Genomic DNA, 23,544 nt, shown 5'->3' with positions numbered 1-23,544 from the left:
TATAACACTTGGTTTGTCTATATTCTGTGACATGAGTGAAAGGGGAGTCTAGTCTACAAATGTGACATCCACTTGTCCTACATTGCTATATTCCGCTTTATAAGATCCTAGTTCTACTGGGACAGGCGATATAAAGGTACCTGAAGAAATGATATGACCTTTGTGTAATTTTTTATCGTGCGTTGCGAGTTTTTGTGCAAGCCATTTAACAGACTCGATTGGGTTGCCAAGTACTTCCGTAGAATCGCCTTCATGCTCTACTATTCCGTTATACGATAGTTTCATATGGATGTTTGCAAAATCTTCATATGACAGAGGCTCAATTGTTTCACCAACAACAATTAATCCTGTCGCAGTGTTGTCTGCTAATAAATCACCTAAAGTAAAATTAGGGAACCAATTTTTGTAGCGTGCATCGGGTATTTCAATACCTGGTGCAACTTTAACGCTAGATAGGACTTCTTCATTTGTTGGATTAGAAGATAAATCTTTCGTTAGAATAAACATAATTTCTGCTTCAATTAAAGGTGAAAATAGACTTGAAAGTGATACAGAGCCATTGCTTTCTACAATTTTAGAAGAAAGTATTGTGCCATAAGCTGGCTCATCAGTATTAGCGATACTTTGTGTTGCTGCACTTGTCATACTTACTTTATAGCCGGCGATATTGGATTGATCAACGTCTTGAAGTTTATCGATAAGTAAATCCTGTGTTTGGTATGCTTCTCGTTCACTGATATTGTGAGTGTGACTAACAAAATCTATGGGTTCGTGCTGTTTAAAGGCTTCAAACAATGCATCTGCGACAGTTGTATTGGCTTGTGTCATGAAATATTAGCGCTCCTTTTTCAGAATATTGTTACTATTATACTAACCATAAACTTAATTACTTTCAAATCTTTTAAGAAAGGTAGAAAATGGGTAAACATAATATAAGCAATCAAAATATGCTTTTGGTAAGATATGGATATATTTCATAAAGAGGAGCGATAGCATGTCTGATCACGTGTACAACTTATTGAAAAAACACCATTCAGTAAGAAAATTTAAGAAAGAACCTATTCCAGAAGAGCATATTAAACAACTTGTTGAGGCAGGGCAAAGCGCTTCGACTTCTAGTTATTTACAAACTTATTCCATTATAGGTATAGAAGATCCTGAGATAAAAGAAGATTTAAAAGAAGTATCTGGGCAGCCTTATGTCGTAGAAAATGGCTATTTGTTTGTTTTTGTAATGGATTATTATAGACACTCAATAGTGAATGAAGATTCCAAGCATCAAATGGAGACATCATTTGAATCTGCGGAAGGCTTGCTTGTTGGTACAATAGATGCAACGTTAGTAGCACAAAATATCGCTGCTACAGCAGAGGATATGGGCTATGGAATTGTTTATCTAGGCTCATTAAGAAATGATGTTGAACGAGTTAAAGAAGTATTAGACCTACCCGAGCATACTTTCCCTCTATTTGGTATGGCACTTGGTATACCTGAAGATGAGGAAGATGGTAGCCCGAAACCGCGTTTACCGTTTGAACATGTTTTTCATCGTGATAGATATAATAGCGATAAGGACGAGCAAAAAGAAGCATTACAAAGATATGATCAAACCGTAAGTGATTATTACAAATCGCGTACAAACGGTGAACGTAGTGAAACATGGTCTAATCAAATTGCGAATTTTATGAGCGCAAAACAAAGATTAGATATGTTAGATCAATTGAATAGAGCAGGTTTTATTAGAAAATAATAGTATAGCAAGATAGCTAAAGTGTTTCATTTTCACAAACTCATTACATTAAGGAAGGGGTTGGTTAAGTTGAGCATGTTTAATAGATTTTTTAGAAAAAAACCGGATGAGATTGATGGACGTGACATAAATAATCAATATATTTATTCATCTGAGAGCAAACTAACCCCGGAAGAAGCGCAAAAGTATTGGGCGAAAATGGCGCAAAAAGTGCTTGTCACAGCAATCAATTCAGTAGATCATACAGCTGAGCGCATATTTACTTTAATTACCTTTGATGAGAAAGATTCGACAATCGATTTGTTTTTTCAAATGGATGGCCAACTCAGAATGTGGAATGACTTGGATAATGAAACACATAAAAAGGTTATTTCAGGTAGTATCGTTTCTCAAGCACCGAATTTAGTGAAACAAGTGAATTGTTTATACGATAGTGTAGACAAAGTTAGGTTAGCATATGCTCAAATTCAATATGAATTTGAAAGTAAAGCTTGGTATTTACATGATGTTACTCAAGAAAGTGTTGAAGCATATTTGGAAAAAGATCCCGCTTTTTTAAAATGGTTTGATGATGTATCGAAAGAAATTGATGCAATTCCACTAGATGGTAAAGAAAGAATCACTTGGGGGCCATTCAAACCAGAATACTAGATAAAATAAAAACCTTCCTAAACAACGTGAAATGACACGGTTTGGGAAGGTTTTTTACATTTTTAATTATAGTTAGAACTATTAATGCGCAGAGATAGTTCTGGTTAAAGGCTGATTAGCCAGTAATTTCACCATATTCTTCTGAGTTATATGCGTCTTTATCTAAGTTGTCTGTCAGTTTAGCTGTACCTGTACCTGCAAGTAAAGAGTCATTGACGTTCAATGCAGTACGACCCATATCAATTAAGGGTTCTACAGAAATTAACACACCTGCAAGTGCTACAGGTAAGTTCAGTGTAGACAATACGATGATTGAAGCAAACGTTGCGCCGCCACCAACACCAGCTACACCAAATGAACTAATAATGACAACGCCGATAACTGCCAATATAAATTGTAAGTTAACTTCCACACCGGCAGCAGGTGCCACCATGACAGCTAACATAGCTGGATAAATACCCGCACAACCATTCTGTCCGATAGATAAACCAAACGAGGCAGAGAAATTAGCGATACCGTCTGGTATACCTAAACGATTTTTTTGAGTTTGTACGTTAAGTGGCAATGAACCTGCACTTGAACGAGACGTAAAGGCGAAGAGTAATACTTCACCCGTTTTCTTAACAAAAGTAACAGGGTTTAAACCTAATCCTGTAACAATAAGTAAGTGAATGATATACATTACGATAAGGGCTGCATAAGATGCGAGCACAAATTTACCTAATGTCCATATAGCACCGAAGTCACTTGTGGCAATGGTTGATGTCATAATCGCTAAAATACCATAAGGTGTTAAGCGTAATACGAACGTTACAATCGCCATTACTAGGTTATACAATGCATCGATACCACGTTTTAAGATATTTCCACTTTCAGGTTGTTTACGCATTACACGTAAGAATGCAAAACCAATAAATGCAGCAAATATAACAACTGCAATAGTAGAAGTTGTACGTTGACCTGTGAAATCTAAGAATGGATTACTTGGTAGTAACTCTAAGATTTGCTGTGGCAATGTATTGGCAGTCATTCCTTTAGCCTGACTTGCGAGTTCGCTACCTCTTGAACTTTCAGCACTTCCTAAATCGATAGATGAAGCATCTAAGCCAAAAACAAGGGCAGAGACAATACCAACAATAGCTGCGATAGCTACTGTACCGATTAAGAACATGAAAATATAAATGCCTATTTTAGCAAATTTTTCTCCAATTTGAATTTTAGTGAAAGCTGAAACGATTGAAATAAAGATTAAGGGCATTACTATCATTTGTAATAATGAGATATAGCCATCTCCGACAATACTAAACCAGTCTGTTGTTTGTTTAGTAATCGTAGAATCCACACCATAAATTAGATGAATGAAAATACCATAAATGATACCTACGCCTAAAGCACTGAAAACACGTTTGGGAAATGATACGTGTCGTTTAGCCATTACATATAATCCGATGAGGAAGGCCACAAAAATGACGATGTTAAGAATTGTTAATAACATAAAGCAGGACCTACACTTTCATAATTTAATTTTTTAATTCCGATAAGCATACTAAGGATATTAGAAAAGTTGATAATATTCAAGTCTATTTTGCAAGAAAATTTGAAAATGAAAATGACTTTATATTCTGACAATAATGAAATGCAGTGAGAGACTGCTATGAAGATGTTTTTGTGGGTGAAGAAAGGGGTGAGGAGAGAAGATTGATATACTGGATAATTATATAAAAAAACCATCCCTTGATTGTTGGGATGGTTAAAATAAATTAGATTGTCTTTATAGATTGAATAAACGAGCAAAAAATCCTTTGCGTTCATCTTTTGGTTCTTCTTTAGCAAGTGGGGATTCATAAGCGTGCGTTTGCTCTGAAGATGCTTCTTGCTCACTAGACGATGCTAGGTCAGTAGCATGATCATTGTCTGGTGTTTTTTGTATAGAATCATCTTTAGCTTGATCAACTGAAGTTGTATCTTTTTCTTCTAACGATGCAGTAGTTGCAGCACCCGTTGTGTCAGTTTCTTTAGCTGTCTCACTTGTAGAAGAAGTTGAAGCAACTTTGCTATCATCAGTTGTTGGTTTAGCTACAGTAGATGGTTGAGCGCCAACTTGTGTAATATCGCTATCTTCGACTTGAACTGAGTTTGAAGTGTTTTCAGTACTTACTTTACTGTCTTTAGCTGGATGTGCAGTAGCAGATGAAGCTTGTTCAGTAGTATTATCAGTCAAATTATCACCTTTACCAGCAGTTGTAGCCGTAGAAGCAGTAATATTGTCTGTCTCAACGTTAGATTTCACAAGTTCTGATTGTTCTTTTTGAGAATCTTGAATCACACTTTGAGTTGTCTTAATTTCATCCGTTGATGTTTGGATAGCTTTTAATGATTCCGTGTTAGCATCTAATTTTGATGTGATTTGATTTTGCATTTCATGTAATTCGTGTTGTTGTTGGTGTACTTGGTTAATCATTTGCCCAAGCATTTGACGTTCGTCACGCATTTTTTGGATTTCAGAACGTAAGTCATCCACAAGTTTAGAAACATTTTGGTCAGTAGGTAGATTACTGTCATTGTCTTTAACAAGTACTTGTAGGAAGTCTTTTTCTTTTTCTAATTCCTCGAAAGCTAAATCATAGCTATTGGTTTGTTTAACTTTTTCGGCAATTTCTTGGAAAAGCTCAATATCCTCTTCTTTGAAATCTGTAGCTTCACGGCCACGGTATTCGGTTTTGCTAAGTTGGTACCCGCGTTCTTCTAAATGTTGAACGATTTTACGGACTTGTTTTTCACTTAGCTCTACACGTAGTGCAAATTCTTTAGTTAACATAGTAATAAGTCCTTTCATATAAGCGATTTATGTATACGGACGTTTGTCTTCGGTTAGTGAAACGTCAGTCTTACCTCTATGTTAGTCTAAACTGTTTTAACAGTGATTTCAAGTAGTGCCTGCTATCATTTGCGCAAATCCATTTCCGTGAGTAAAGGATAAATAACACTTCTAGATATTCTGTTAGCAAATACATACTTTAATATATAATTTGATTTAATACTTGGTCCATAAATATCTTTAGTTAATTCGATATTAGATTTAATAAATAAATCCATAGGTCGTCCTTCAGAAAAACCTTTCAGACTGGGTGCTAAATAATCGATGTCATATTGTCTTTCGAAACCATTTTCGAATAAAAACTGACGTCTGTTATCCATAATAGTTATTTCATCTTCAGACACTTCTTCAGGTTCTTTTGGCACTTCCAACATGATGAAGTTAACATCATGAGCATGGAGTTGATTAGATAATTTATTAATTTCTTTTTCCATACGTTTCAGTGTTAAATTGATTAATTCATCATGGTTAGGTTGATCGAGGGCTATTAAATAAATTAAAAAAGCTGAGTTCGTCGTTGCTTCATAGTGAGCAGTAGCTAAACTCACAGGTTTTTCTGACTCGATGCCTACTAAAAATAAATAATCATGTTTAGTACGTTCGTTTTTTAACGATTGTTTAAATATTTGTTCGTCCTCTGTTAACCCGATATCAAACTTTTCGTCATATATCTTTAAAGCTGATTTGAACAATGGATCATCAATTGATGTTACGGCTTTAAATTCCATAGACTCACCCCCAAAATTATTGCGTTCATTATAACATAATAGTTATATTTGTAATTTATTAACACATAATCTAAATCTTGTTAATACTTATTATGTAATTGAAAAAGAGCGGGACAGAAATCAAATTTTGATTTCGTATTCCCGCCCCCACTAAGTTGACTAAATAGCTAGTCAACTACTGTGCAGTCTTTAAATTAATAAATACAATTATGTTTCAGACTCAAAATGATTATAGTAAGTGCATCTTTACGATTTTGGTCCGTTTGATTCTTCGGCATAATGATGCCCGACAACTGATTCATCTTCATAAGCAGCATTTGTTTTTTCTACTTCTTCATGTGAAGAGGTATCTCTCGCAGCTACGATAATGTATTTATCGTTTAGTATTTCCTTTTTATAATGTTCTTTTTCATCATCTGTAATATCATAGTGAGATAAGACAACTTCTTCACCGTCTTCACCTGTCATAATCTTAGCTACTTTATCGCTAAATGATCCACTTGTTGCTATTAAACTCACTTCGGAATTATGTAATTCATCAATATGGAGTTTTGTTCTAGATAAAACGGATAGTTCTGATTCATGGTATCCTTCAGAAACTTTTTCTTTAACTTTTTGTAATAATTCTTCTTCATTTTGTACAATTGTAAAATCTGACATGTAAAATCCCTCCAGCCATTATTTTAATGATTATTAAGTATTTACCCAGTTCACATATAGATAAAACGAATACAACTTTATTATATAACGGAATGACAACTCTGACAAACATCATTTTCTCGCCATAGAAAACGTTTACAAATTCGAGGAAAAAGTAATGAAAAGGCCGTTGTGAAGCGCTTACTTGTAATATGTGTATTGAAAATAAAGCTAAAATTTGCTATCATCAGTTAATAATTTATCTAACTCATATAATCTAAAGGATAAGGCTTTAGAAGTTTCTACCATGTCGCCATTAACGATATGACTATGGGTAACCAATACAATACATAAGTAATTCGAATTCATATGTTTTAAATCGTAGGAAGACGTACACGTTTTAGAACACTTATCGCTACTGTTGTCACAAATCTAACCTTTTTACATATAATTGGGGAAGTGAATGTGAAACAACCAACTTGGACAACATGAGTTATAAGTTGAAGAAGGGCTTCTTCTCGTATTGCAAGTTCACTCATAGATCCTGAAACTAAGTTAGTTTAGGACTTTTTTTGTACACAAAACGAGGAGGTTTTTTCGAGTGGATTTGTTGAAACAGAAAGTAGAAGCAGATGGTGTCGTTATTGATGAGAAGATTTTGAAAGTGGATGGATTTTTAAATCATCAAATCGATGCAAGGTTAATGTACGATGTAGGACAAACGTTTTATGAGCAGTTTAAGGACGAAGGTATTACTAAAATATTAACAATAGAGGCTTCAGGTATTGCACCAGCTATCATGGCTGCAATGCACTTTGATGTACCGTGTCTATTTGCGAAAAAAGCAATGCCGAGCACGTTAAAGAAAGATGTATATCAAGCAGATATCCATTCATTCACAAAAAACACGACAAGTACGGTCATTGTTTCAAATGAGTTTTTAGGTGAGCATGATCGCGTATTAATCATAGATGACTTTTTAGCGAACGGCGATGCATCACTTGGTTTAAACGAAATTGTAGAAAAAGCGCATGCAACTACGGTCGGTGTTGGCATTGTCGTAGAAAAAAGCTTCCAGCCCGGTAGAGAGCGATTAGAACAAGCGGGTCTTACAGTTTCATCACTATGTAAAGTTGCTTCTTTAAGTGGAAACAAAGTAACGTTTCTAGGGGACGAAGCATGAAGACCTTTTTCTTAAGCTTACAACATTTATTAGGAATGTATGCAGGAGCCATCCTAGTTCCTATTATCGTTGGAACAAGTTTAGACTTCTCTCCAGAAGAAATTGCATTCTTAGTTACAGTAGATATTTTTATGTGTGGTGTAGCTACATTTTTACAAGTTTGGAAAGGTACTGGTACAGGATTACCTATTGTATTGGGGTGTACATTCACTGCGGTAGCACCGATGATTTTGATTGGTCAGACAAAAGGTATTGGTGACTTATATGGTTCACTATTTTTATCAGGTATCTTAGTTGTTGTTATTGCGCCATTCTTTTCGCATTTAGTGAAGTTATTCCCACCTGTTGTAACAGGGAGTGTCGTTACGATAATAGGGATTAACCTAATGCCAGTTGCAATGAATTATTTAGCTGGCGGAGAAGACGCAAAAGATTATGGTGATGCTACGAATATTATGCTTGGTGCGACGACGTTAATTATTATTTTGATAGTTCAACGATTTACATCAGGTTTTCTAAAATCTATTGCTATTTTAATAGGATTGGTTGCAGGGACGATTTTAGCTTCGATATTTGGTATTGTAGATGTGAAGCAAGTTGGAACAGCGCATTGGTTTGCGTTACCACAACCATTTAGGTTTTCAACTTTCAGCTTTGACTTAGGTGCGACGCTTGTATTTTTCATTGTTGCATTAGTCAGCTTGATAGAATCAACAGGTGTGTATCATGCATTAAGTGAGATTACAGGTAAGAAACTAGAACGTAAAGATTTCCGTAAAGGCTATACTGCAGAAGGTATTGCGATTATATTAGGGTCAATTTTTAACGCCTTCCCATATACAGCGTATTCTCAAAATGTTGGATTAGTATCGTTATCAGGTGCTAAAAAGAACAATGTGATATATGGCATGGTTATATTATTGATTATTTGTGGATGTATTCCTAAATTAGGTGCATTGGCGAATATGATCCCACTTCCAGTATTAGGTGGTGCCATGATAGCTATGTTTGGCATGGTTATGGCATATGGTGTTAGTATATTAGGTAATATTAATTTTAAGAATCAAAACAATTTGTTAGTAATTGCTGTATCAGTTGGGCTAGGAACGGGTATAAGTGCAGTACCTCAAGCATTTGAAGCATTAGGTGAGCAGTTTGCATGGTTAACTCAAAATGGTATTGTACTTGGCGCGATTTCAGCAATTATTTTGAATTTCTTTTTTAATGGTATAAAGATTCAACAAAATACGGAAGTTATGAAATAATAACTATAAAACAAATAATAGGAGGCTGTACCAGTATGTGGGAAAATAAATTTGAAAAAGAATCTTTAACTTTTGACGATGTGTTATTGTTACCAGCAGAATCAGATGTTTTACCGAAAGAAGTAGATTTAAGTGTTCAATTATCAGAAGGCGTTAAATTGAACATTCCTGTGATTTCAGCGGGTATGGACACAGTAACTGAATCGAAAATGGCGATTTCAATGGCTAGACAAGGTGGACTTGGTGTAATTCATAAAAACATGAACATTGAAGATCAAGCAGACGAAGTTCAAAAAGTAAAACGCTCTGAAAATGGTGTTATTTCAAATCCATTTTTCTTAACACCTGAAGAAAGTGTTTTTGAAGCGGAAGCATTAATGGGTAAATATCGTATCTCAGGCGTACCAATTGTTAACAGTAAACAAGATAGACAATTTGTAGGTATTATTACAAACCGTGATTTACGTTTTATTGAAGATTTTTCAATTAAAATCTCTGATGTGATGACTAAAGATGGACTTGTTACAGCACCTGTTGGTACAACATTAGACGAAGCTGAAAAATTATTACAAAAACATAAAATCGAAAAACTACCTCTAGTAAAAGAAGGGCGTTTAGAAGGTTTAATCACAATTAAAGATATTGAAAAAGTACTTGAATTCCCATATTCAGCTAAAGATGCACACGGTAGATTATTAGTTGGTGCGGCAATTGGTATTGCTAAAGACACAGACATCCGTGCTAAAAAATTAGTTGAAGCTGGTGTAGATGCGTTAGTTATAGACACAGCGCATGGCCATTCTAAAGGCGTATTAGACCAAGTTGCGCATATTAAAGAGCAATTCCCACAAGTAACATTAATCGCTGGTAACGTAGCTACTACTGCAGGTACAAAGGCATTATATGATGCAGGTGCTGATGTAGTAAAAGTAGGTATTGGCCCAGGTTCAATTTGTACAACACGTGTTGTAGCAGGTGTTGGTGTACCTCAAATTACAGCTATCTATGATTGTGCTACAGAAGCACGTAGACAAGGCAAATCAATTATTGCTGATGGCGGTATTAAATTCTCTGGTGACATCATCAAAGCATTAGCTGCTGGTGGGCATGCGGTAATGTTAGGAAGCTTACTCGCTGGTACTGAAGAAAGCCCTGGCGCAACAGAAGTATTCCAAGGTAGACAATATAAAGTATACAGAGGTATGGGTTCATTAGGTGCTATGGAAAGTGGTTCAAATGACCGTTATTTCCAAGAGGACAAAACACCTAAGAAATTCGTTCCAGAAGGTATTGAGGGCCGTATTGCTTATAAAGGTTCATTACAAGATACAATTTATCAACTTATGGGCGGCGTAAGATCTGGTATGGGTTATACTGGTTCAAGAAACTTAGAAGCACTAAGAGAAGAAGCACGATTTACACGTATGGGACCTGCTGGACTAGCAGAAAGTCACCCACATGATGTTCAAATTACAAAAGAATCACCAAATTATTCATTCTAAGTCAAAGGAGATTTAAAAGTTATGGAAATGGCGAAAGAGCAAGAGCTCATACTTGTTTTAGACTTTGGTAGCCAATACAACCAATTAATTACACGTCGTATTCGTGAAATGGGAGTGTACAGTGAATTACACGACCATGAAATGAGTATGGATGAAATTAAAAGTTTGAACCCTAAAGGTATTATCCTTTCTGGTGGACCAAATTCAGTTTACGAAGAAGATTCATTTACAATTGATCCAGAAATATATAATTTAGGTATTCCTATTTTAGGTATTTGCTATGGTATGCAACTTACAACTAAATTATTAGGTGGAAAAGTTGAGCGCGCTAATGAACGCGAATACGGTAAAGCAGTTATTAATGCTAAAACGGATGAATTATTCTTTGGTTTACCAGAAGAACAAAATGTTTGGATGAGTCATTCGGACAAAGTAATTGAAATTCCTGAAGGTTTTGAAGTCATTGCAGATAGCCCAAGCACACGTTATGCAGCTATCGAAGATAAAGAACGCCGCATTTATGGCGTGCAATTCCACCCAGAAGTACGTCATACAGAATTCGGTAACGATTTATTACGTAACTTTGTACGTCGCGTCTGTGATTGTACAGGCGAATGGTCAATGGAAAACTTTATCGATATTGAAATTGAAAAAATCCGCAACCTCGTTGGCGATCGTAAAGTCCTATCTGCAATGAGTGGTGGGGTAGATTCATCAGTAGTTTCAGTATTACTACACAAAGCAATCGGTGACCAATTAACATGTATCTTCGTAGACCATGGTCTTTTACGTAAAGGTGAAGGCGACATGGTAATGGAACAATTTGGTGAAGGTTTCAATATGAACATTATTCGTGTGGACGCACAAGAACGTTTCATGAGTAAACTAAAAGGTGTATCTGACCCAGAACAAAAACGTAAAATCATTGGTAATGAATTCATCTATGTATTTGATGACGAATCATCTAAGTTAGAAGGCGTAGACTTCCTAGCTCAAGGAACATTGTATACAGATGTTATTGAATCAGGTACGAAGACTGCACAAACAATTAAATCACACCATAACGTTGGTGGATTACCAGAAGATATGGATTTCCAATTAATCGAACCAATCAATACATTGTTTAAAGACGAAGTACGTGAATTAGGTATCGAATTAGGAATTCCAGAGCATTTAGTATGGAGACAACCGTTCCCAGGTCCTGGACTTGGTATTCGTGTGCTTGGCGAAATCACAGAAGATAAACTAGAAATTGTACGTGAATCTGACGCGATTTTAAGACAAGTTGTACGTGAAGAAGGTCTTGAACGTGAGATTTGGCAATACTTCACGGTATTACCAGGCATCCAATCTGTAGGTGTTATGGGAGACTACCGCACGTATGATCACACAGTAGGCATCCGTGCTGTAACTTCTATTGATGGCATGACAAGTGACTTCGCACGCATTGACTGGGAAGTCTTACAAAAGATTTCAAGTCGTATTGTAAACGAAGTAGACCACGTCAACCGCGTCGTCTATGACATTACATCTAAGCCACCAAGCACAATCGAGTGGGAATAATAGTATAGAATGATGCCCCCTTAGGCCATAGGCTTAAGGGGGTGTTTTTTATTATAATAAAGTACTAGAAATATTTCTTCATACTAATTCTTATGCTACTAATATCTTAAAAATTTCAAGGTATTATTAGCATATTTTTAATTGAATCTCATTCTATCTTTCATCTAATATAAAGAAAATTTAATCTTAGGCAATAAAAATTAAATAAACGTTAAGACTTATGGATATTTTTTAAGGAATAAGTATAATTTAAGTTAAATATAGAGAAATGTGTAACTTAGAATGCAGCCTAAATTATGAATGAAGGGTGGACCTAAAATGGAAAAAACCGGGGGGATTTTTCATATGGCAGAATAGTGAAAACTTTATATGGTAATAAAGTATATTATGATCACAAATAATAATGTTTAGCCCACTAAGATTATTATTCTTAGTGGGCTTTCTTTATAAGGAGATAGATGTTGTGAAAAGGATTTTAATAATATTAGCAGTAGTGATTTCACTCACTTTAAATTTTATTATTATCGACACTTATAAGTCACTTTCTTTTTATAATACTGTAGCAAAAGGAAATGAGAAAATAGAGTTTTTATTCACTCAAGAAAAGAAAAAGTATACTGACGAAGCGTTAGAGTATTTCAATAGACTTTCAAAAAAATACAACACTAAAATTACAAAAGTCACATACATAAATAATGATGAAATCGTTATAAATACTAATGATGAAAAATTGAAAGCTATGGCAAACACCAATAATAAGATGATGATATTTGATAGTAAGTTACATATTAAAATATATGCTCTAGAAGATACAAAATTATCAGAGAATGGCACTTATTATTTGTCAGGTAGTAAAAATAATACTGAAAAAGTTAAAAATTTGATAGAAAAAAATGTAGGTCATATCGAAGAAATGGATAATAGTAGTGAAGTTTACTTAAAAATAGACCAATTTAGTTTAACCCTATGTTCACTTTTAATTTTGATATATATGACAGTGTTACATCATTATTTAAACAATAATAAAAGTAACTATAAAATATTATATGATTTAGGATATGTAAGATATAGAATCATCTTGGCTATTATTAAATTATTTAGAACACAGATGCTCTACTATATTCTCCTTAATATATTACTTACACTATTGATGTATATATTAATTTATAAAGATTTTCAGTTGTTAAATGTGATAGGTATTATTTTATTAACTACTTTAATCATACTATTACTGTCTTTAATAATTATAGTAATAATCACTTATATATTTGGAAAGGATTTTGCTAAAAATAAAAAGCATAGTAATAAATTACTTATAATGTACACCTATATGCTATTAACAATTGTAATAGTTGTATTTTTAGTGCTATCTACTCAAAGTTTAATTAATAATTATAGCGAATATCAAAGACAAAAACTTTCTTGTGAACACTGGACACAAGCCGAGAAAACCTATAAAACCAACGTTATGGATAGAGGTCAGCTGAAAAATAGAAAGTTAGATATAGAAGTTAATAAGAAGTTAAAAAATTACTATAACAGTAACGAGAATAAAGGGTTTATTATTGATACTATTAAATTTCTTGAGGTTGATGGAGAGCCATTATATGTAAGTGGTGAAATAGAAAATTATAATATCGATCCAGCTGGCAAAACAATTACGATAGACCAACGATTTTTGAAAGACCATCCACAATATACTCTGGAAAATAAAAATGTATTAACTAAAATGATATATAAAGATAATACGCATAATATTATAGTTCCAGCAAAGTATAAAAGCTATGAAAGTGAAATTAAAGACAATTTCAAAGATGATTTCACTTTCAGAAAAAATATATTTAACTATAAAGGACAAGTAGATGAAAGTTTAGATGTAAATATTATTTGGACGAAAAATAATTCCTCTTACTTTACCTATGACGCTCAAATAGGAGGAGAAAAAAATACCATTATAGATCCTATTGCAATAGTTGAAAGTGGAAACACACATGAAGAAAATTTTGAACCATATTTTTCTCAATCTTATATGTTTAAGAGTATGTTAGATCATCCATATAAAACAATAGAATCGGGATTGAAAAAATATAAATTAGATAGCTATATTCCTACAGTAAGTTCGGTGTTCGATTCTAAAATAGAATTTATAAATGAACTGAAATCAAAAATATATAAATATACTTTTTTATCGGGATTAACAGCATTAATTTATATGATAGTAAGTATCACTTTTATAAACCTTTATTTTAAATCGTATCAATATGTTATTTTTCTTAAACGAAATTTAGGCTATAGTTATTTTGAAATTCACAAATGGGTTTTATTCTTTTTATGCTTGGTTAATTTCTTTATGGGCTTGTTCCTTTGTAAAGACTTAAATCATATAGCAATACTATTTTATATAATTTTACTTATAGTTCACTCTACTGTAATAATGCATTCATTTAAAAAGTTGAATAAAGAAAATATAAATCAAGTATTGAAGGGGAAAAAGGAATGATAAAACTTAATCATATTAATAAATCTTTTGATGGAAAAGTAATTTTCGAAAATTTTAGTGTCGGTATTGAATCAGGAGACTTTGTAATCATTAGAGGAGCAAGTGGTAAAGGGAAATCAAGCTTATTAAATATTATTGGATTACTTGAAGCTCCAGACTCAGGAGAAGTATTATACAACGGCGTTGTAGTGAAAAATGAAAAAACGAAATTAATCTATAAGCGTAAAGCTATATCATATGTTTATCAAAATTATGGTCTGCTTGAAAATGAGACAATCCTTAAAAACCTCACTTTGCCATTAAATGTTTCGAAAAAAGAGATAATTAAATTAAAAAGTGTAATGAAAAAAGTTGGTTTGCAAGATCTATCTTTAAAAACGAAAATTTACACATGTAGCGGCGGTGAACAACAAAGAATTGCTATCGCAAGAGCAATATTAAAAGAACCGAAATTAATTATTGCGGACGAACCTACAGGTAATTTGGATAGAGATAACAGTGATAATGTAATAAATATATTTAAAGCGTTAAATAAGCAAGGCATAACTATAATAATGGCGACACATGATAGCAATTATTTTGGTGTTGGAAATAAAATCATAAATTTAGACTTATCATCATCATGCTAATCGAAGCGTGCTTGAGTAATTTGATCACTATTAAGCGAGAGACATAAATCAGTTTAAACCTAATTGTGGGCATAGTTCTCGCTTGTCTTGGTGCATATTTAGCATTAAAGAAAAAAGAGATTTCTTGATTTAGATAATTCCAAAAGCAACAAAAGGGCGACTGTTATTAGAGTCGCCCTTTCAAAGTAAAAGTGTTTTAATTATTTTTGATTTTTAAAATACATTAACGTTATGACTATAGAGTATACAAATAGGAATATTATGATAAACATCGTCATAGTAAAACCTCATTTCTTTCATCTACAAATATAGTTTGTCGCGCCTATACACCCCAATGAAGTAATTAAGCCACATATTGTTGCCATGCCAAAGGGTAATACCTAAAGCAACAGCAACTGCCCAACAACCTCCAGCACCACCAGTTCCACAAAGTGATCCTACTGCCCATTCACACCAACCTCGTTCTTTGTGAGGTAAATTTTTATAAGAGTCAGTTTCAATTTCCTTGTAAATTAATGAAGTGGTTACCGTTATGTTTTATAAATGTTTTTCTTGTATTAACTATAGTACCCGGTTTGTCTTCATCAACTAAAATAGCAACATTAAGTATTTCTATTCTTTTTCTCAAATCCAAAAAATATACATACAAGAAAGGCAACAAATACTGATGGTGTAAATAGTGATACTACTAAAAGTGGTATAGATATAAGCAAATAATTATAATCAAATTTATATTTACCAAAATTCATACATATCTTCCATTTTGTTTATTCTGCTTGTTTCGTTTTTTTATAATTCATGTAGGCATTAATATCTAACGTTAACAATGATGTGAAAAATATTAATGCGATTATAGATGTAACTATATAAGCTGTATTATCTTTAGTTATTATAGTGTATATTGCAAATACAATGAAAATTAAAGGTACCGGAAAAGGTTTTGAAAATATCGTCCTAACATCCTTAGTATTTGATTGAGAATCGCTATATTTCATGAAATTCCTCCTGTGTAATTGCTACTATTATTTCTCATAATTTTCTATAGTAGTGCCATCTTTCTTAACATGTTTACTGTTAGCGCTTAGTAATAATATCGTATTACAAACAAATACAATTGCTAATACGATTAAAGCTTATGATCCACCTATATTGGTGAAATCTAGTATGGATAGGATAATCAAAATGTTAATTGTGCTGAATATACAATGCATTGCTCATTTTAATTTCTGATAATTTTTATAAATTAGAAACTTTCGTTTCACTGTAAAGTATGCCGACACCAAAGCCGCTATAAACCTATTTGATAATCGAATTTAATAATCTCAATATATGGATTTTCTGTTAAAAATTCATTCACCTTTTTATTTAATCCTTTTTCTGTCATTGCAGTAAAATTTATGAATTTCATAATTGTATCAATCCTTTTTTTATTTTATGTATTCTTATTTTATTACTCGCCAGTAGAGTATTTTTTCCTAACAACTAAATAATTTGCGACCACTAATATAAAAGTTGCAACTAAAAATGTGATTTCAAAATAGTATCTCCTTATCACTTAATCAACAATATAAGTATAATCCATTTTGTATTGCTTTTAAATATATTATCAATAAAATATACATGGCAAAAAAATTTTATGTTAGTGTATTGTTAAAAGAATTAAACACCAAGGAGATGTATTGATGAAGAAAGAAAATGACTTAGACACGGGTTTTATGATTTCTAGTTTTATAAATATCTTTCTTGTATTAATCATAGCTTTCGGTTCATCTTCATTAAATATGCCATTATTAATTATATTAGTAATAATCACCATTCTAAATGCAGGTTACCTCGTTTATAAAGCTATGAACATAAGAAAAAAACACAATAATTAAGCTTACATATAATTATAAAAAGGGAGATATATCTATGATTATCACAATCTTAATTATAGTCTTGCTCGTTAATTTACTAGAAGTATTGTATTTATTAACAAAGTGCTGGCATTTAAAGAAAAATAATGTGCCAGATAAAGAATATAAAAAAATGATTGATAAAGTAGCACCAATATTGAGTTGGACAATGATTATTTCGGTAATATTGTTAGTGGGTACATTTATGGTTGCTTAGCCGAATTATAAATTTTATTTATAAGGTTTTATATGATGTATTTTAAGATATAAATGTTAAAATAGACGTCCTCATACAAGTGTTTGTATGAGGACATTCTCAAGTTAAGGAGATTTATTAATATTGAACAAAGTGATAGATTATTTCACTAAAGCACTTTATTTTTGTTTAAACCTCTGTATTGCAATATTAGGAGTTATATTAGTCGTATTTTTATTTCAAGAATGTTGGGGTATGATTTATACCTTTATAGAAAATAAAACGGTGAAGTATAATTATGTCGTAGAGAAAATGTTGATTGCTTTCATGCATATCGAATTCATACTTTTAATCATACAATATTTCAGAAAGAATTATCATTTCTCATTACAATTTTTTATTTACGTAGGAATTACGGCAGTGATTCGATTTATTATTGTAGAGCATTATAATGCAATTGAAACATTGCTTCTTGCAGTGACAATTGGTGTATTAATATTTTGCTTACACTTATTGAAACGCTATTCATTAGATTAAAAATTAAGACGCAGATTTTGTGACTGAAATACTAATATGCATTTAGAATGCCAAAAGGGAGTTTTATAATTGATAAAGAAGGTAAAAAGTACGTTAAGTAAATACGTAAAAAACGGTAAATTAGAGCAAGGCTTGTATAAAATAAGTGATAAACTTAAAAAGAAAACTGGAAAAGATTATTCAAAATATGTTAGTAAAATAATGGACCAATTACGTAAAAGAGTATAATAAAGCCTGAAAATAGAGTCATTTGAAACAATGGAGCACACTTAATAGCGTGTCTTCATTGTTTTTTGTAGTGAATCAATTTTCTAAACAGCGATGTGATGAGTGATCATATTAATGAGAGGCATAGTGTACGCAGGTTTAATTGAAAATAAAATGAGTCGAGCAACACAATATATTCGTATCAAAGATTAAAAATTAAAATTAAATTAGAAATAGGGGTGTACAAAATGAGTATAACTCGTTATAATAGGTATTAAGTAATTTAGTTCGTGAAATTGATTTGTAGTTTTATTCTTTTGAATTTACTCCTTTTGATTTTTTAAGACAGATTACAAATATTAGTGCAAAAGCACATGGAGGAATTTAATATGAATAACGGTACAGTTAAATGGTTTAATGCAGAAAAAGGTTTTGGTTTCATCGAGGTTGAAGGTGGAAACGACGTATTCGTACACTTCTCAGCAATCACTCAAGAAGGCTACAAATCATTAGAAGAAGGCCAAGCTGTTGAATTCGAAATCGTTGAAGGCGACCGCGGTCCTCAAGCAGCTAACGTTGTTAAATTATAATAACGGCTAAAAGACGAGTATAACTCGTCTTTTTTTTATGCCTAAATTTAAATTTCAAAATGAATAATGAAAGTATCAACATAAAATCCCTTAATCTATCTAGATTAAGGGATTTTATTATGAAATATTGTCTTGCTTTTTAAAACTTTTATTTCTAATTAAGATAAACAAGATATTAATGACACAGGCTAAGATACCAACCATAATGACATAATTAGATCCTAGTGTAGTGATAAATATACCACCAATAAATGTACCTATCGTGGTTCCTGAATTTACAGCTGATAAAAATATACCATTGGAAAGATCTGTGCATCAGGAGCAGATGAAGTAATTACGTATTGTGTGATATTTGCAGAAATTCCAGCTAATGTACCCCAAAATATTGAAATGATAGCCATTGGGATAAGGAAAGAGCCTAAGCCAAACATTGATATATATATAATAATTAACGCAAACGGTAGTAGAAAAATTGCTGTTTGTGGAATAGAAGTTAATAGTTTTCCCGCAATAATATTTCCTAAAATGTTGGATATACCATATAGGAATAAAATTATGGATACATAGTGACTAGGCGCTTCTGTCACAATATTTAAGTAATCGGTTAAGTAACTGTAAACACCAAATATAGCAGCATTAAATAGTATAGAAATAATGATGGACATCCATGTTAAAGGACGTTTTAATACACTAAGTTGCGTGCCGTAAGTCACAGATTTTTTTGTTGGCATTTTAGGTATAAAGATTAATGTTAAAATCAAAACGATTATATTAACCAGTGCAAAAAATGATAAAGCGATAGACAAGTTGAATTGAGTTGCTAAGAAATTAACGATAGGTACACCTACAACCATGCCTGCAGAAACACCAATAAATACGCGAGATACAGCCTTAGGTGCATCTTTAGAATTGACCGAATCAGACGCGACTGAAAAAGTTAAGGCAATATATACTGGGTGGAAAATGGCTGGAATTACCCTAGCAATTAATAAAATAGTAAAACTTGTAGTGAATACTGAAATGATATTACTAATTATAAAAATTAAAAGCACAATAATCATTACTTTTTTTCTTTCCAATTTAGATAATAATAAAGGCATAATTGGACCTGATATTGCTATGCCAATAGCAAAAATGGAGACGAGCCAACCTGCAGTTGAAGTGCTAACACCAAAACGTTCAGCAATTTGAGGTATTAATCCGATGAAACCCATCTCAGTATTTAAGATACCAAAAACACCAATAGTTAAAATGAGTATAATTAATTTATTGTTTTTCACTATGTACCTCCTACAAAACTTTTATAATAAAAGTGTAAAGGGTATAAGTAGTTATAACAAATACTTAATTGTAATTATTAGATATGTTTAAAATGCATAATGAGGAGAAATGTAATGGAATTAAAAACCCTATATTATTTTGTCACGATTGCAAAAGAAGAGAGTATAACACGTGCTGCTAACACAGTGCATATTACGCAACCAACTTTATCTAGACAAATTAAAGATTTGGAAAGTGAACTAGGTGTCAAACTTTTTAAAAGAAGCAACCACAGTATCTATATTACAGATGAAGGGCTGTTACTAAAAAAGAGAGCTGAAGAATTATTAGAAATGTCTCACCAAATTCAGGATGAATTTAAATTTATAGATAAAAATATTGAAGGTAATGTCTATATAGGATGTGGTGAAACTAAGGGGATGCAAGTAATAGCTAATGTTTTTAAAAATATTCAATCAATGTATCCTAATATTCATTTTCATATATATAGTGGTAATGCAGAAGATATTGAGAGTCGGTTAGATAAAGGATTGTTGGATTTTGGGATATTTATTCAACCAGCAAACTTAAATAAGTATAAAGCATTAAATTTACCATCTTCAGATCATTGGGGGTGGTAGCTAAAAGTGATAGTACCTTAGCACAGCAAAATTTTGTAACTAAGGATGATTTATTAACGCAACCATTAATTTGTTCCAGACAAGTTTTAGATACAACAATTTCTAAAAATGAATTTGCAGATTGGTTTGGTAGTAGTTTTGAAGCACTGAATATTGTAGGTACTTTCAATTTAGCATATAACGCTGGATTAATGGTCAAAGCTGGCATAGGGTATGTCATCACTTTGGATAGTATTATCAATACTTCTATTGAAAACAAACTTAGCTTTGTACCACTAAAACCGAAATTAATAGCAAAACATAATATGGTATGGCGCAAAGACCATACTTTTTCTAAGGCAGCACAACTTTTTTTAGAAAAAGCGACGGAAATTTGTCAGTAACTATTAGGATTTGAACCAAATTATTTTTCGTTTAATTGACGCATATATATAGTGAATATGATTTTGAAGAAGATTATATGATAAAAATTGAAATTCATCTACACCAAGAATCATGGTAAAAAGAAGTTTGAAAGAGGAAAATAAAAAGTGTGGAATTTTTAAAAATGAAGTAATTGATATACATCATATACACATTTTTCAACTTGATCACTCATTATAATATAGAGGGCTACTGTGATGGTAAGCATGTTTCGAAAAATGATTAAAACAAGATACACTAGTTTGCTATTTGAAGCTATAAGTCATTTCAAAAACTGAAAAGCACTTACTATCATGAATAACTTAAGATGAGTTATATGTAAACATTCCTTTTGAAAATTTATATTACAAGGAATGTTTTTTGCAGTTTAATATCGACTTGTAGTTAGAACTTAACTTAGTTTCTTACAACATCGATGCTTGTATTAATGATGAATAGAACAAGCAATGTAAGCGTAAATGCGCCTATAAATGCTGTGATTAAGAAATACATACTTGGTGCTATTAATAAAGATGTGCCTATAAATGCGCCTAAAACACCTGAAATCAGACTGACAATAACAGTGGGAATTGAGTTACTCGTTAACCAAAGCGATAAACTGATGCCTACAATAGCACCTACGATTAGTGTAAGAATGATACTCATCAAAATCCCTCCAGTAGGTTATGATTTACGTCCAGTGTAACACCTATTTATAGACAATCTAGTACGAAGACTTATAGTATTATTACACTTGTCAGTTAACTAACAAGTGTACAACCACTTTTGTAATGAAATGCTTGAGCTATTAGTGGTAATGTGAATAATAGGTTAAAAATAAAAGGGGAAAAGGAAATAACTCTAATTATTTAGCGATATTATAAAAAGATTCTTGAAAGTTAAACTTTTAACGAATAACTTTCGTATGTTTATTGAATACATATGTAAATATACATATAGGATAGGTATTTCTAGATACTGAATTTAAACTAAGGAGGGGACGGCATGATAGATGAAAATGATCTTTATAGATCAATAATCGATAAAAAGGACAGCGAGAGTTTAGAAATCCTATATGATCGATATGAGTCATTGTTATTTAATTTGGCTTACAAAATCACAAAAGATGTTCAATCTAGTGAAGAAGTTTTGCAAGATGTTTTCATGAAAATTTGGAATCAAAAAGCTATATTCAAACCAAATAAAGGGAAAATGTCGACTTGGCTTATTACGTTATGCCGTAATAAATCTATTGATATGTTAAGAAAGAATAAACATATTGAAAATGAGTTTGATGAGGATTTTCAAGGAATACAAAATGATCATCTACCAGAATATGACTTATTGGATAAGGAAGTGTCTGAAGAAATTAAAAAAATGATTTCACTTTTAAATAAAGACCAACAAAAGATTATTTATTTGTTTTATTATAAAGGTTTGAGTCAGCAAGAAATTGCTGATAAACTACAAACTCCACTGGGCACTGTTAAGAGTAGAATGAGGCTGTCAATTAAGCATTTGAACGATTACTCCAAAAAACATTTAAGAAGGGAGCGTGGAGAAAATGAAAGATAATAAAGTTGATAAGCTATATGATTATTTCAATGACAATCTGAGCGAAAGTGAAAAAGAGCAAGTTGAACAAGAATTAGAATTGTCATCTGAAAGCCATGAGACTTTAGAAGACCTAAACGTTCTTCACCATTCACTTCCTTATAGTAATAAAGAAATTGAACCGCCAACAGGTATGAAGAAAAGAATTTTAACGTCAGTGCTAGATGAAGAAAACAATTCAAACGAAGAAGCAGAAAAAGAACAACAAGAAGATGAACTTGATACAACAAGTGCAAATAACAATCATGAAAATCAACAAATAGCGCATATTTCAAAACACAAAAAGAAAAAATCTAAAAGTGTTATTACCAAGCGTGTATCGATAGGCGTTATAGTAGCGCTATTGTTCTTATCTATTATAGGGAATGGCGTGCAATACTTTGGATATAAGGCATCTCAAAACCAATCAGCTTCTATGATTAATACGAATGATGCGAAAGCAATAAACTTAAAGTCCATGTCTGGGGACGAAGTGCAAGGGCAAGCCTATCTGTCTGACTCTAGTAGTACAAAAAATAGAAAATTAATGGTTGAAGCCAATGATATTGAAGCAACAAAAGGTAATGAAGTTTATCAAGTGTGGATATTAAAAGACGAGCAAGCACACCCTGCAGGCACGTTTGCGAGTGCGAATGATAAAGGTATGGTTGTTTTTGACTTAAGTAATGTAGATGTTGATAAAGAAGATAAAATAGCAATTACACTAGAACCATCACCTAATAATAAGCAACCTAAAGGACAAATGATTATGTCTAGTAATGAAATTTAACTAGGTTTTAATTTAGAAAAAATGATTTTGAAAGGATCACAAATTAATGTGATCCTTTTCTTTGATTTATACGTATACTTTATAATTACTTTTTTAATATGCATATTTAAGTATTATAAAATAAACGATAAATGTTGGGTGAATA

Annotated in this window: 21 protein-coding genes, 3 pseudogenes and 1 riboswitch; of the genes and pseudogenes, 15 read left to right on the top strand and 9 right to left on the bottom strand. The window is 32.3% G+C overall.

All coding sequences use genetic code 11. The annotated features are described in order from the left end of the window. Positions 1-48: 48 nt before the first annotated feature. Positions 49-828: a 2-keto-4-pentenoate hydratase gene (locus ACP3TL_RS10610; RefSeq protein WP_069832225.1), complete on the bottom strand. Its 780-nt coding sequence runs from the start codon at positions 826-828 to the stop codon at positions 49-51. Between the two features lie 166 nt (positions 829-994). Between ACP3TL_RS10610 and nfsA the strand changes: the two genes are divergently transcribed. After that, the gene (nfsA, locus tag ACP3TL_RS10605; protein WP_277575756.1) at positions 995-1,750 is read left to right on the top strand and encodes an oxygen-insensitive NADPH nitroreductase; all 756 of its coding nucleotides are present in this window, start codon (positions 995-997) and stop codon (positions 1,748-1,750) included. 75 nt (positions 1,751-1,825) lie between these two features. Next, positions 1,826-2,401 carry a hypothetical protein gene (locus ACP3TL_RS10600; RefSeq protein WP_069832402.1) on the top strand — a complete coding sequence of 192 codons (576 nt, stop codon included), beginning with the start codon at positions 1,826-1,828 and terminating at the stop codon, positions 2,399-2,401. Positions 2,402-2,516: 115 nt separating this feature from the next. On the opposite strand, the gene ACP3TL_RS10595 is transcribed toward ACP3TL_RS10600, so the two are convergent. The 4 genes from ACP3TL_RS10595 to ACP3TL_RS10580 all read right to left on the bottom strand — a co-directional run bounded on the left by ACP3TL_RS10595 (position 2,517) and on the right by ACP3TL_RS10580 (position 6,667). Beyond that, positions 2,517-3,896, bottom strand: a complete 1,380-nt coding sequence (locus tag ACP3TL_RS10595; RefSeq protein ID WP_069832223.1) for an L-cystine transporter — start codon at positions 3,894-3,896, stop codon at positions 2,517-2,519. A gap of 276 nt (positions 3,897-4,172) precedes the next feature. Beyond that, on the bottom strand, positions 4,173-5,219 hold the full coding sequence (locus tag ACP3TL_RS10590) for a hypothetical protein (RefSeq protein WP_069832222.1): 1,047 nt from the start codon (positions 5,217-5,219) through the stop codon (positions 4,173-4,175). Positions 5,220-5,344: 125 nt separating this feature from the next. Beyond that, on the bottom strand, positions 5,345-6,007 hold the full coding sequence (locus tag ACP3TL_RS10585) for a hypothetical protein (protein WP_069826279.1): 663 nt from the start codon (positions 6,005-6,007) through the stop codon (positions 5,345-5,347). A 246-nt stretch (positions 6,008-6,253) separates the two neighbouring features. Beyond that, entirely contained in the window at positions 6,254-6,667 is a 414-nt protein-coding gene (locus tag ACP3TL_RS10580) for a general stress protein (protein ID WP_069832221.1), read from the bottom strand. A gap of 227 nt (positions 6,668-6,894) precedes the next feature. After that, a riboswitch (purine riboswitch) is annotated at positions 6,895-6,997 on the top strand. Between the two features lie 250 nt (positions 6,998-7,247). Between ACP3TL_RS10580 and xpt the strand changes: the two genes are divergently transcribed. The 6 genes from xpt to ACP3TL_RS10550 all read left to right on the top strand — a co-directional run bounded on the left by xpt (position 7,248) and on the right by ACP3TL_RS10550 (position 15,288). After that, positions 7,248-7,829, top strand: coding sequence for a xanthine phosphoribosyltransferase (gene xpt / locus ACP3TL_RS10575; protein WP_069816693.1), 582 nt, complete (start codon positions 7,248-7,250; stop codon positions 7,827-7,829). Then, positions 7,826-9,094 (top strand): xanthine permease PbuX, encoded by a 1,269-nt coding sequence (pbuX, locus tag ACP3TL_RS10570; protein ID WP_069832220.1) that lies wholly within the window; start codon positions 7,826-7,828, stop codon positions 9,092-9,094. The genes xpt and pbuX overlap by 4 nt, the downstream gene beginning before the upstream one ends. 35 nt (positions 9,095-9,129) lie before the next feature. Next, positions 9,130-10,596, top strand: coding sequence for an IMP dehydrogenase (gene guaB, locus ACP3TL_RS10565; RefSeq protein WP_285326862.1), 1,467 nt, complete (start codon positions 9,130-9,132; stop codon positions 10,594-10,596). A gap of 21 nt (positions 10,597-10,617) precedes the next feature. Next, a complete protein-coding gene (gene guaA / locus ACP3TL_RS10560; RefSeq protein ID WP_069816699.1) occupies positions 10,618-12,159 on the top strand; it encodes a glutamine-hydrolyzing GMP synthase in 1,542 nt (513 codons plus the stop codon). 463 nt (positions 12,160-12,622) lie between these two features. Beyond that, positions 12,623-14,659, top strand: coding sequence for a DUF1430 domain-containing protein (locus ACP3TL_RS10555; protein ID WP_277575766.1), 2,037 nt, complete (start codon positions 12,623-12,625; stop codon positions 14,657-14,659). After that, positions 14,656-15,288: an ABC transporter ATP-binding protein gene (locus tag ACP3TL_RS10550; protein ID WP_069832202.1), complete on the top strand. Its 633-nt coding sequence runs from the start codon at positions 14,656-14,658 to the stop codon at positions 15,286-15,288. Before ACP3TL_RS10555 ends, ACP3TL_RS10550 begins: the two co-directional genes overlap by 4 nt. Positions 15,289-15,584: 296 nt before the next feature. Here ACP3TL_RS10550 and ACP3TL_RS10545 read toward each other — a convergent pair. Then, a pseudogene (locus ACP3TL_RS10545) lies at positions 15,585-15,792 on the bottom strand (halocin C8 precursor-like protein); the annotation flags it as partial. A gap of 263 nt (positions 15,793-16,055) precedes the next feature. Next, entirely contained in the window at positions 16,056-16,283 is a 228-nt protein-coding gene (locus tag ACP3TL_RS10540) for a hypothetical protein (protein WP_069832201.1), read from the bottom strand. Between the two features lie 687 nt (positions 16,284-16,970). Here ACP3TL_RS10540 and ACP3TL_RS10535 point away from each other — a divergent pair. The 4 genes from ACP3TL_RS10535 (at position 16,971) to cspD (ending at position 18,713) form a co-directional block, all read left to right on the top strand. Continuing rightward, positions 16,971-17,165, top strand: a complete 195-nt coding sequence (locus ACP3TL_RS10535) for a hypothetical protein (protein WP_069832200.1) — start codon at positions 16,971-16,973, stop codon at positions 17,163-17,165. A 34-nt stretch (positions 17,166-17,199) separates the two neighbouring features. Then, positions 17,200-17,400, top strand: a complete 201-nt coding sequence (locus ACP3TL_RS10530; protein ID WP_277579927.1) for a hypothetical protein — start codon at positions 17,200-17,202, stop codon at positions 17,398-17,400. Positions 17,401-17,532: 132 nt separating this feature from the next. Continuing rightward, positions 17,533-17,916, top strand: coding sequence for a phosphate-starvation-inducible PsiE family protein (locus tag ACP3TL_RS10525; protein WP_256092389.1), 384 nt, complete (start codon positions 17,533-17,535; stop codon positions 17,914-17,916). A 596-nt stretch (positions 17,917-18,512) separates the two neighbouring features. Then, a complete protein-coding gene (cspD, locus tag ACP3TL_RS10520) occupies positions 18,513-18,713 on the top strand; it encodes a cold-shock protein CspD (RefSeq protein ID WP_002506017.1) in 201 nt (66 codons plus the stop codon). A 117-nt stretch (positions 18,714-18,830) separates the two neighbouring features. Here the strand turns inward: cspD and ACP3TL_RS10515 are convergent. Next, a pseudogene (locus ACP3TL_RS10515) lies at positions 18,831-19,993 on the bottom strand (MFS transporter). Positions 19,994-20,107: 114 nt separating this feature from the next. On the opposite strand from ACP3TL_RS10515, the pseudogene ACP3TL_RS10510 reads away from it, so the two are divergent. After that, positions 20,108-20,997: pseudogene (locus ACP3TL_RS10510) on the top strand (LysR family transcriptional regulator). Between the two features lie 436 nt (positions 20,998-21,433). Here ACP3TL_RS10510 and ACP3TL_RS10505 read toward each other — a convergent pair. After that, positions 21,434-21,682, bottom strand: a complete 249-nt coding sequence (locus ACP3TL_RS10505; protein WP_069832198.1) for a hypothetical protein — start codon at positions 21,680-21,682, stop codon at positions 21,434-21,436. 339 nt (positions 21,683-22,021) lie between these two features. Between ACP3TL_RS10505 and ACP3TL_RS10500 the strand changes: the two genes are divergently transcribed. Beyond that, on the top strand, positions 22,022-22,591 hold the full coding sequence (locus tag ACP3TL_RS10500) for an RNA polymerase sigma factor (RefSeq protein WP_069816724.1): 570 nt from the start codon (positions 22,022-22,024) through the stop codon (positions 22,589-22,591). After that, on the top strand, positions 22,581-23,399 hold the full coding sequence (locus ACP3TL_RS10495; RefSeq protein WP_069832197.1) for an anti-sigma factor: 819 nt from the start codon (positions 22,581-22,583) through the stop codon (positions 23,397-23,399). Before ACP3TL_RS10500 ends, ACP3TL_RS10495 begins: the two co-directional genes overlap by 11 nt. Positions 23,400-23,544 lie beyond the last annotated feature (145 nt).

It is taken from the genome of Staphylococcus caseorum, from assembly GCF_049943195.1.
GTDB classification, from domain to species: domain Bacteria; phylum Bacillota; class Bacilli; order Staphylococcales; family Staphylococcaceae; genus Staphylococcus; species Staphylococcus equorum_A.
This window is presented reverse-complemented; position numbering and strand designations above follow the sequence as displayed.

Coding starts and splice junctions, on each gene's coding strand:
- ACP3TL_RS10610 (WP_069832225.1), bottom strand. CDS start 828: ATGACACAAGCCAATACAACTGTCGCAGATGCATTGTTTGAAGCCTTT.
- nfsA (WP_277575756.1), top strand. CDS start 995: ATGTCTGATCACGTGTACAACTTATTGAAAAAACACCATTCAGTAAGA.
- ACP3TL_RS10600 (WP_069832402.1), top strand. CDS start 1,826: ATGTTTAATAGATTTTTTAGAAAAAAACCGGATGAGATTGATGGACGT.
- ACP3TL_RS10595 (WP_069832223.1), bottom strand. CDS start 3,896: ATGTTATTAACAATTCTTAACATCGTCATTTTTGTGGCCTTCCTCATC.
- ACP3TL_RS10590 (WP_069832222.1), bottom strand. CDS start 5,219: ATGTTAACTAAAGAATTTGCACTACGTGTAGAGCTAAGTGAAAAACAA.
- ACP3TL_RS10585 (WP_069826279.1), bottom strand. CDS start 6,007: ATGGAATTTAAAGCCGTAACATCAATTGATGATCCATTGTTCAAATCA.
- ACP3TL_RS10580 (WP_069832221.1), bottom strand. CDS start 6,667: ATGTCAGATTTTACAATTGTACAAAATGAAGAAGAATTATTACAAAAA.
- pbuX (WP_069832220.1), top strand. CDS start 7,826: ATGAAGACCTTTTTCTTAAGCTTACAACATTTATTAGGAATGTATGCA.
- guaB (WP_285326862.1), top strand. CDS start 9,130: ATGTGGGAAAATAAATTTGAAAAAGAATCTTTAACTTTTGACGATGTG.
- guaA (WP_069816699.1), top strand. CDS start 10,618: ATGGAAATGGCGAAAGAGCAAGAGCTCATACTTGTTTTAGACTTTGGT.
- ACP3TL_RS10550 (WP_069832202.1), top strand. CDS start 14,656: ATGATAAAACTTAATCATATTAATAAATCTTTTGATGGAAAAGTAATT.
- ACP3TL_RS10540 (WP_069832201.1), bottom strand. CDS start 16,283: ATGAAATATAGCGATTCTCAATCAAATACTAAGGATGTTAGGACGATA.
- ACP3TL_RS10535 (WP_069832200.1), top strand. CDS start 16,971: ATGAAGAAAGAAAATGACTTAGACACGGGTTTTATGATTTCTAGTTTT.
- ACP3TL_RS10530 (WP_277579927.1), top strand. CDS start 17,200: ATGATTATCACAATCTTAATTATAGTCTTGCTCGTTAATTTACTAGAA.
- cspD (WP_002506017.1), top strand. CDS start 18,513: ATGAATAACGGTACAGTTAAATGGTTTAATGCAGAAAAAGGTTTTGGT.
- ACP3TL_RS10505 (WP_069832198.1), bottom strand. CDS start 21,682: ATGAGTATCATTCTTACACTAATCGTAGGTGCTATTGTAGGCATCAGT.
- ACP3TL_RS10500 (WP_069816724.1), top strand. CDS start 22,022: ATGATAGATGAAAATGATCTTTATAGATCAATAATCGATAAAAAGGAC.
- ACP3TL_RS10495 (WP_069832197.1), top strand. CDS start 22,581: ATGAAAGATAATAAAGTTGATAAGCTATATGATTATTTCAATGACAAT.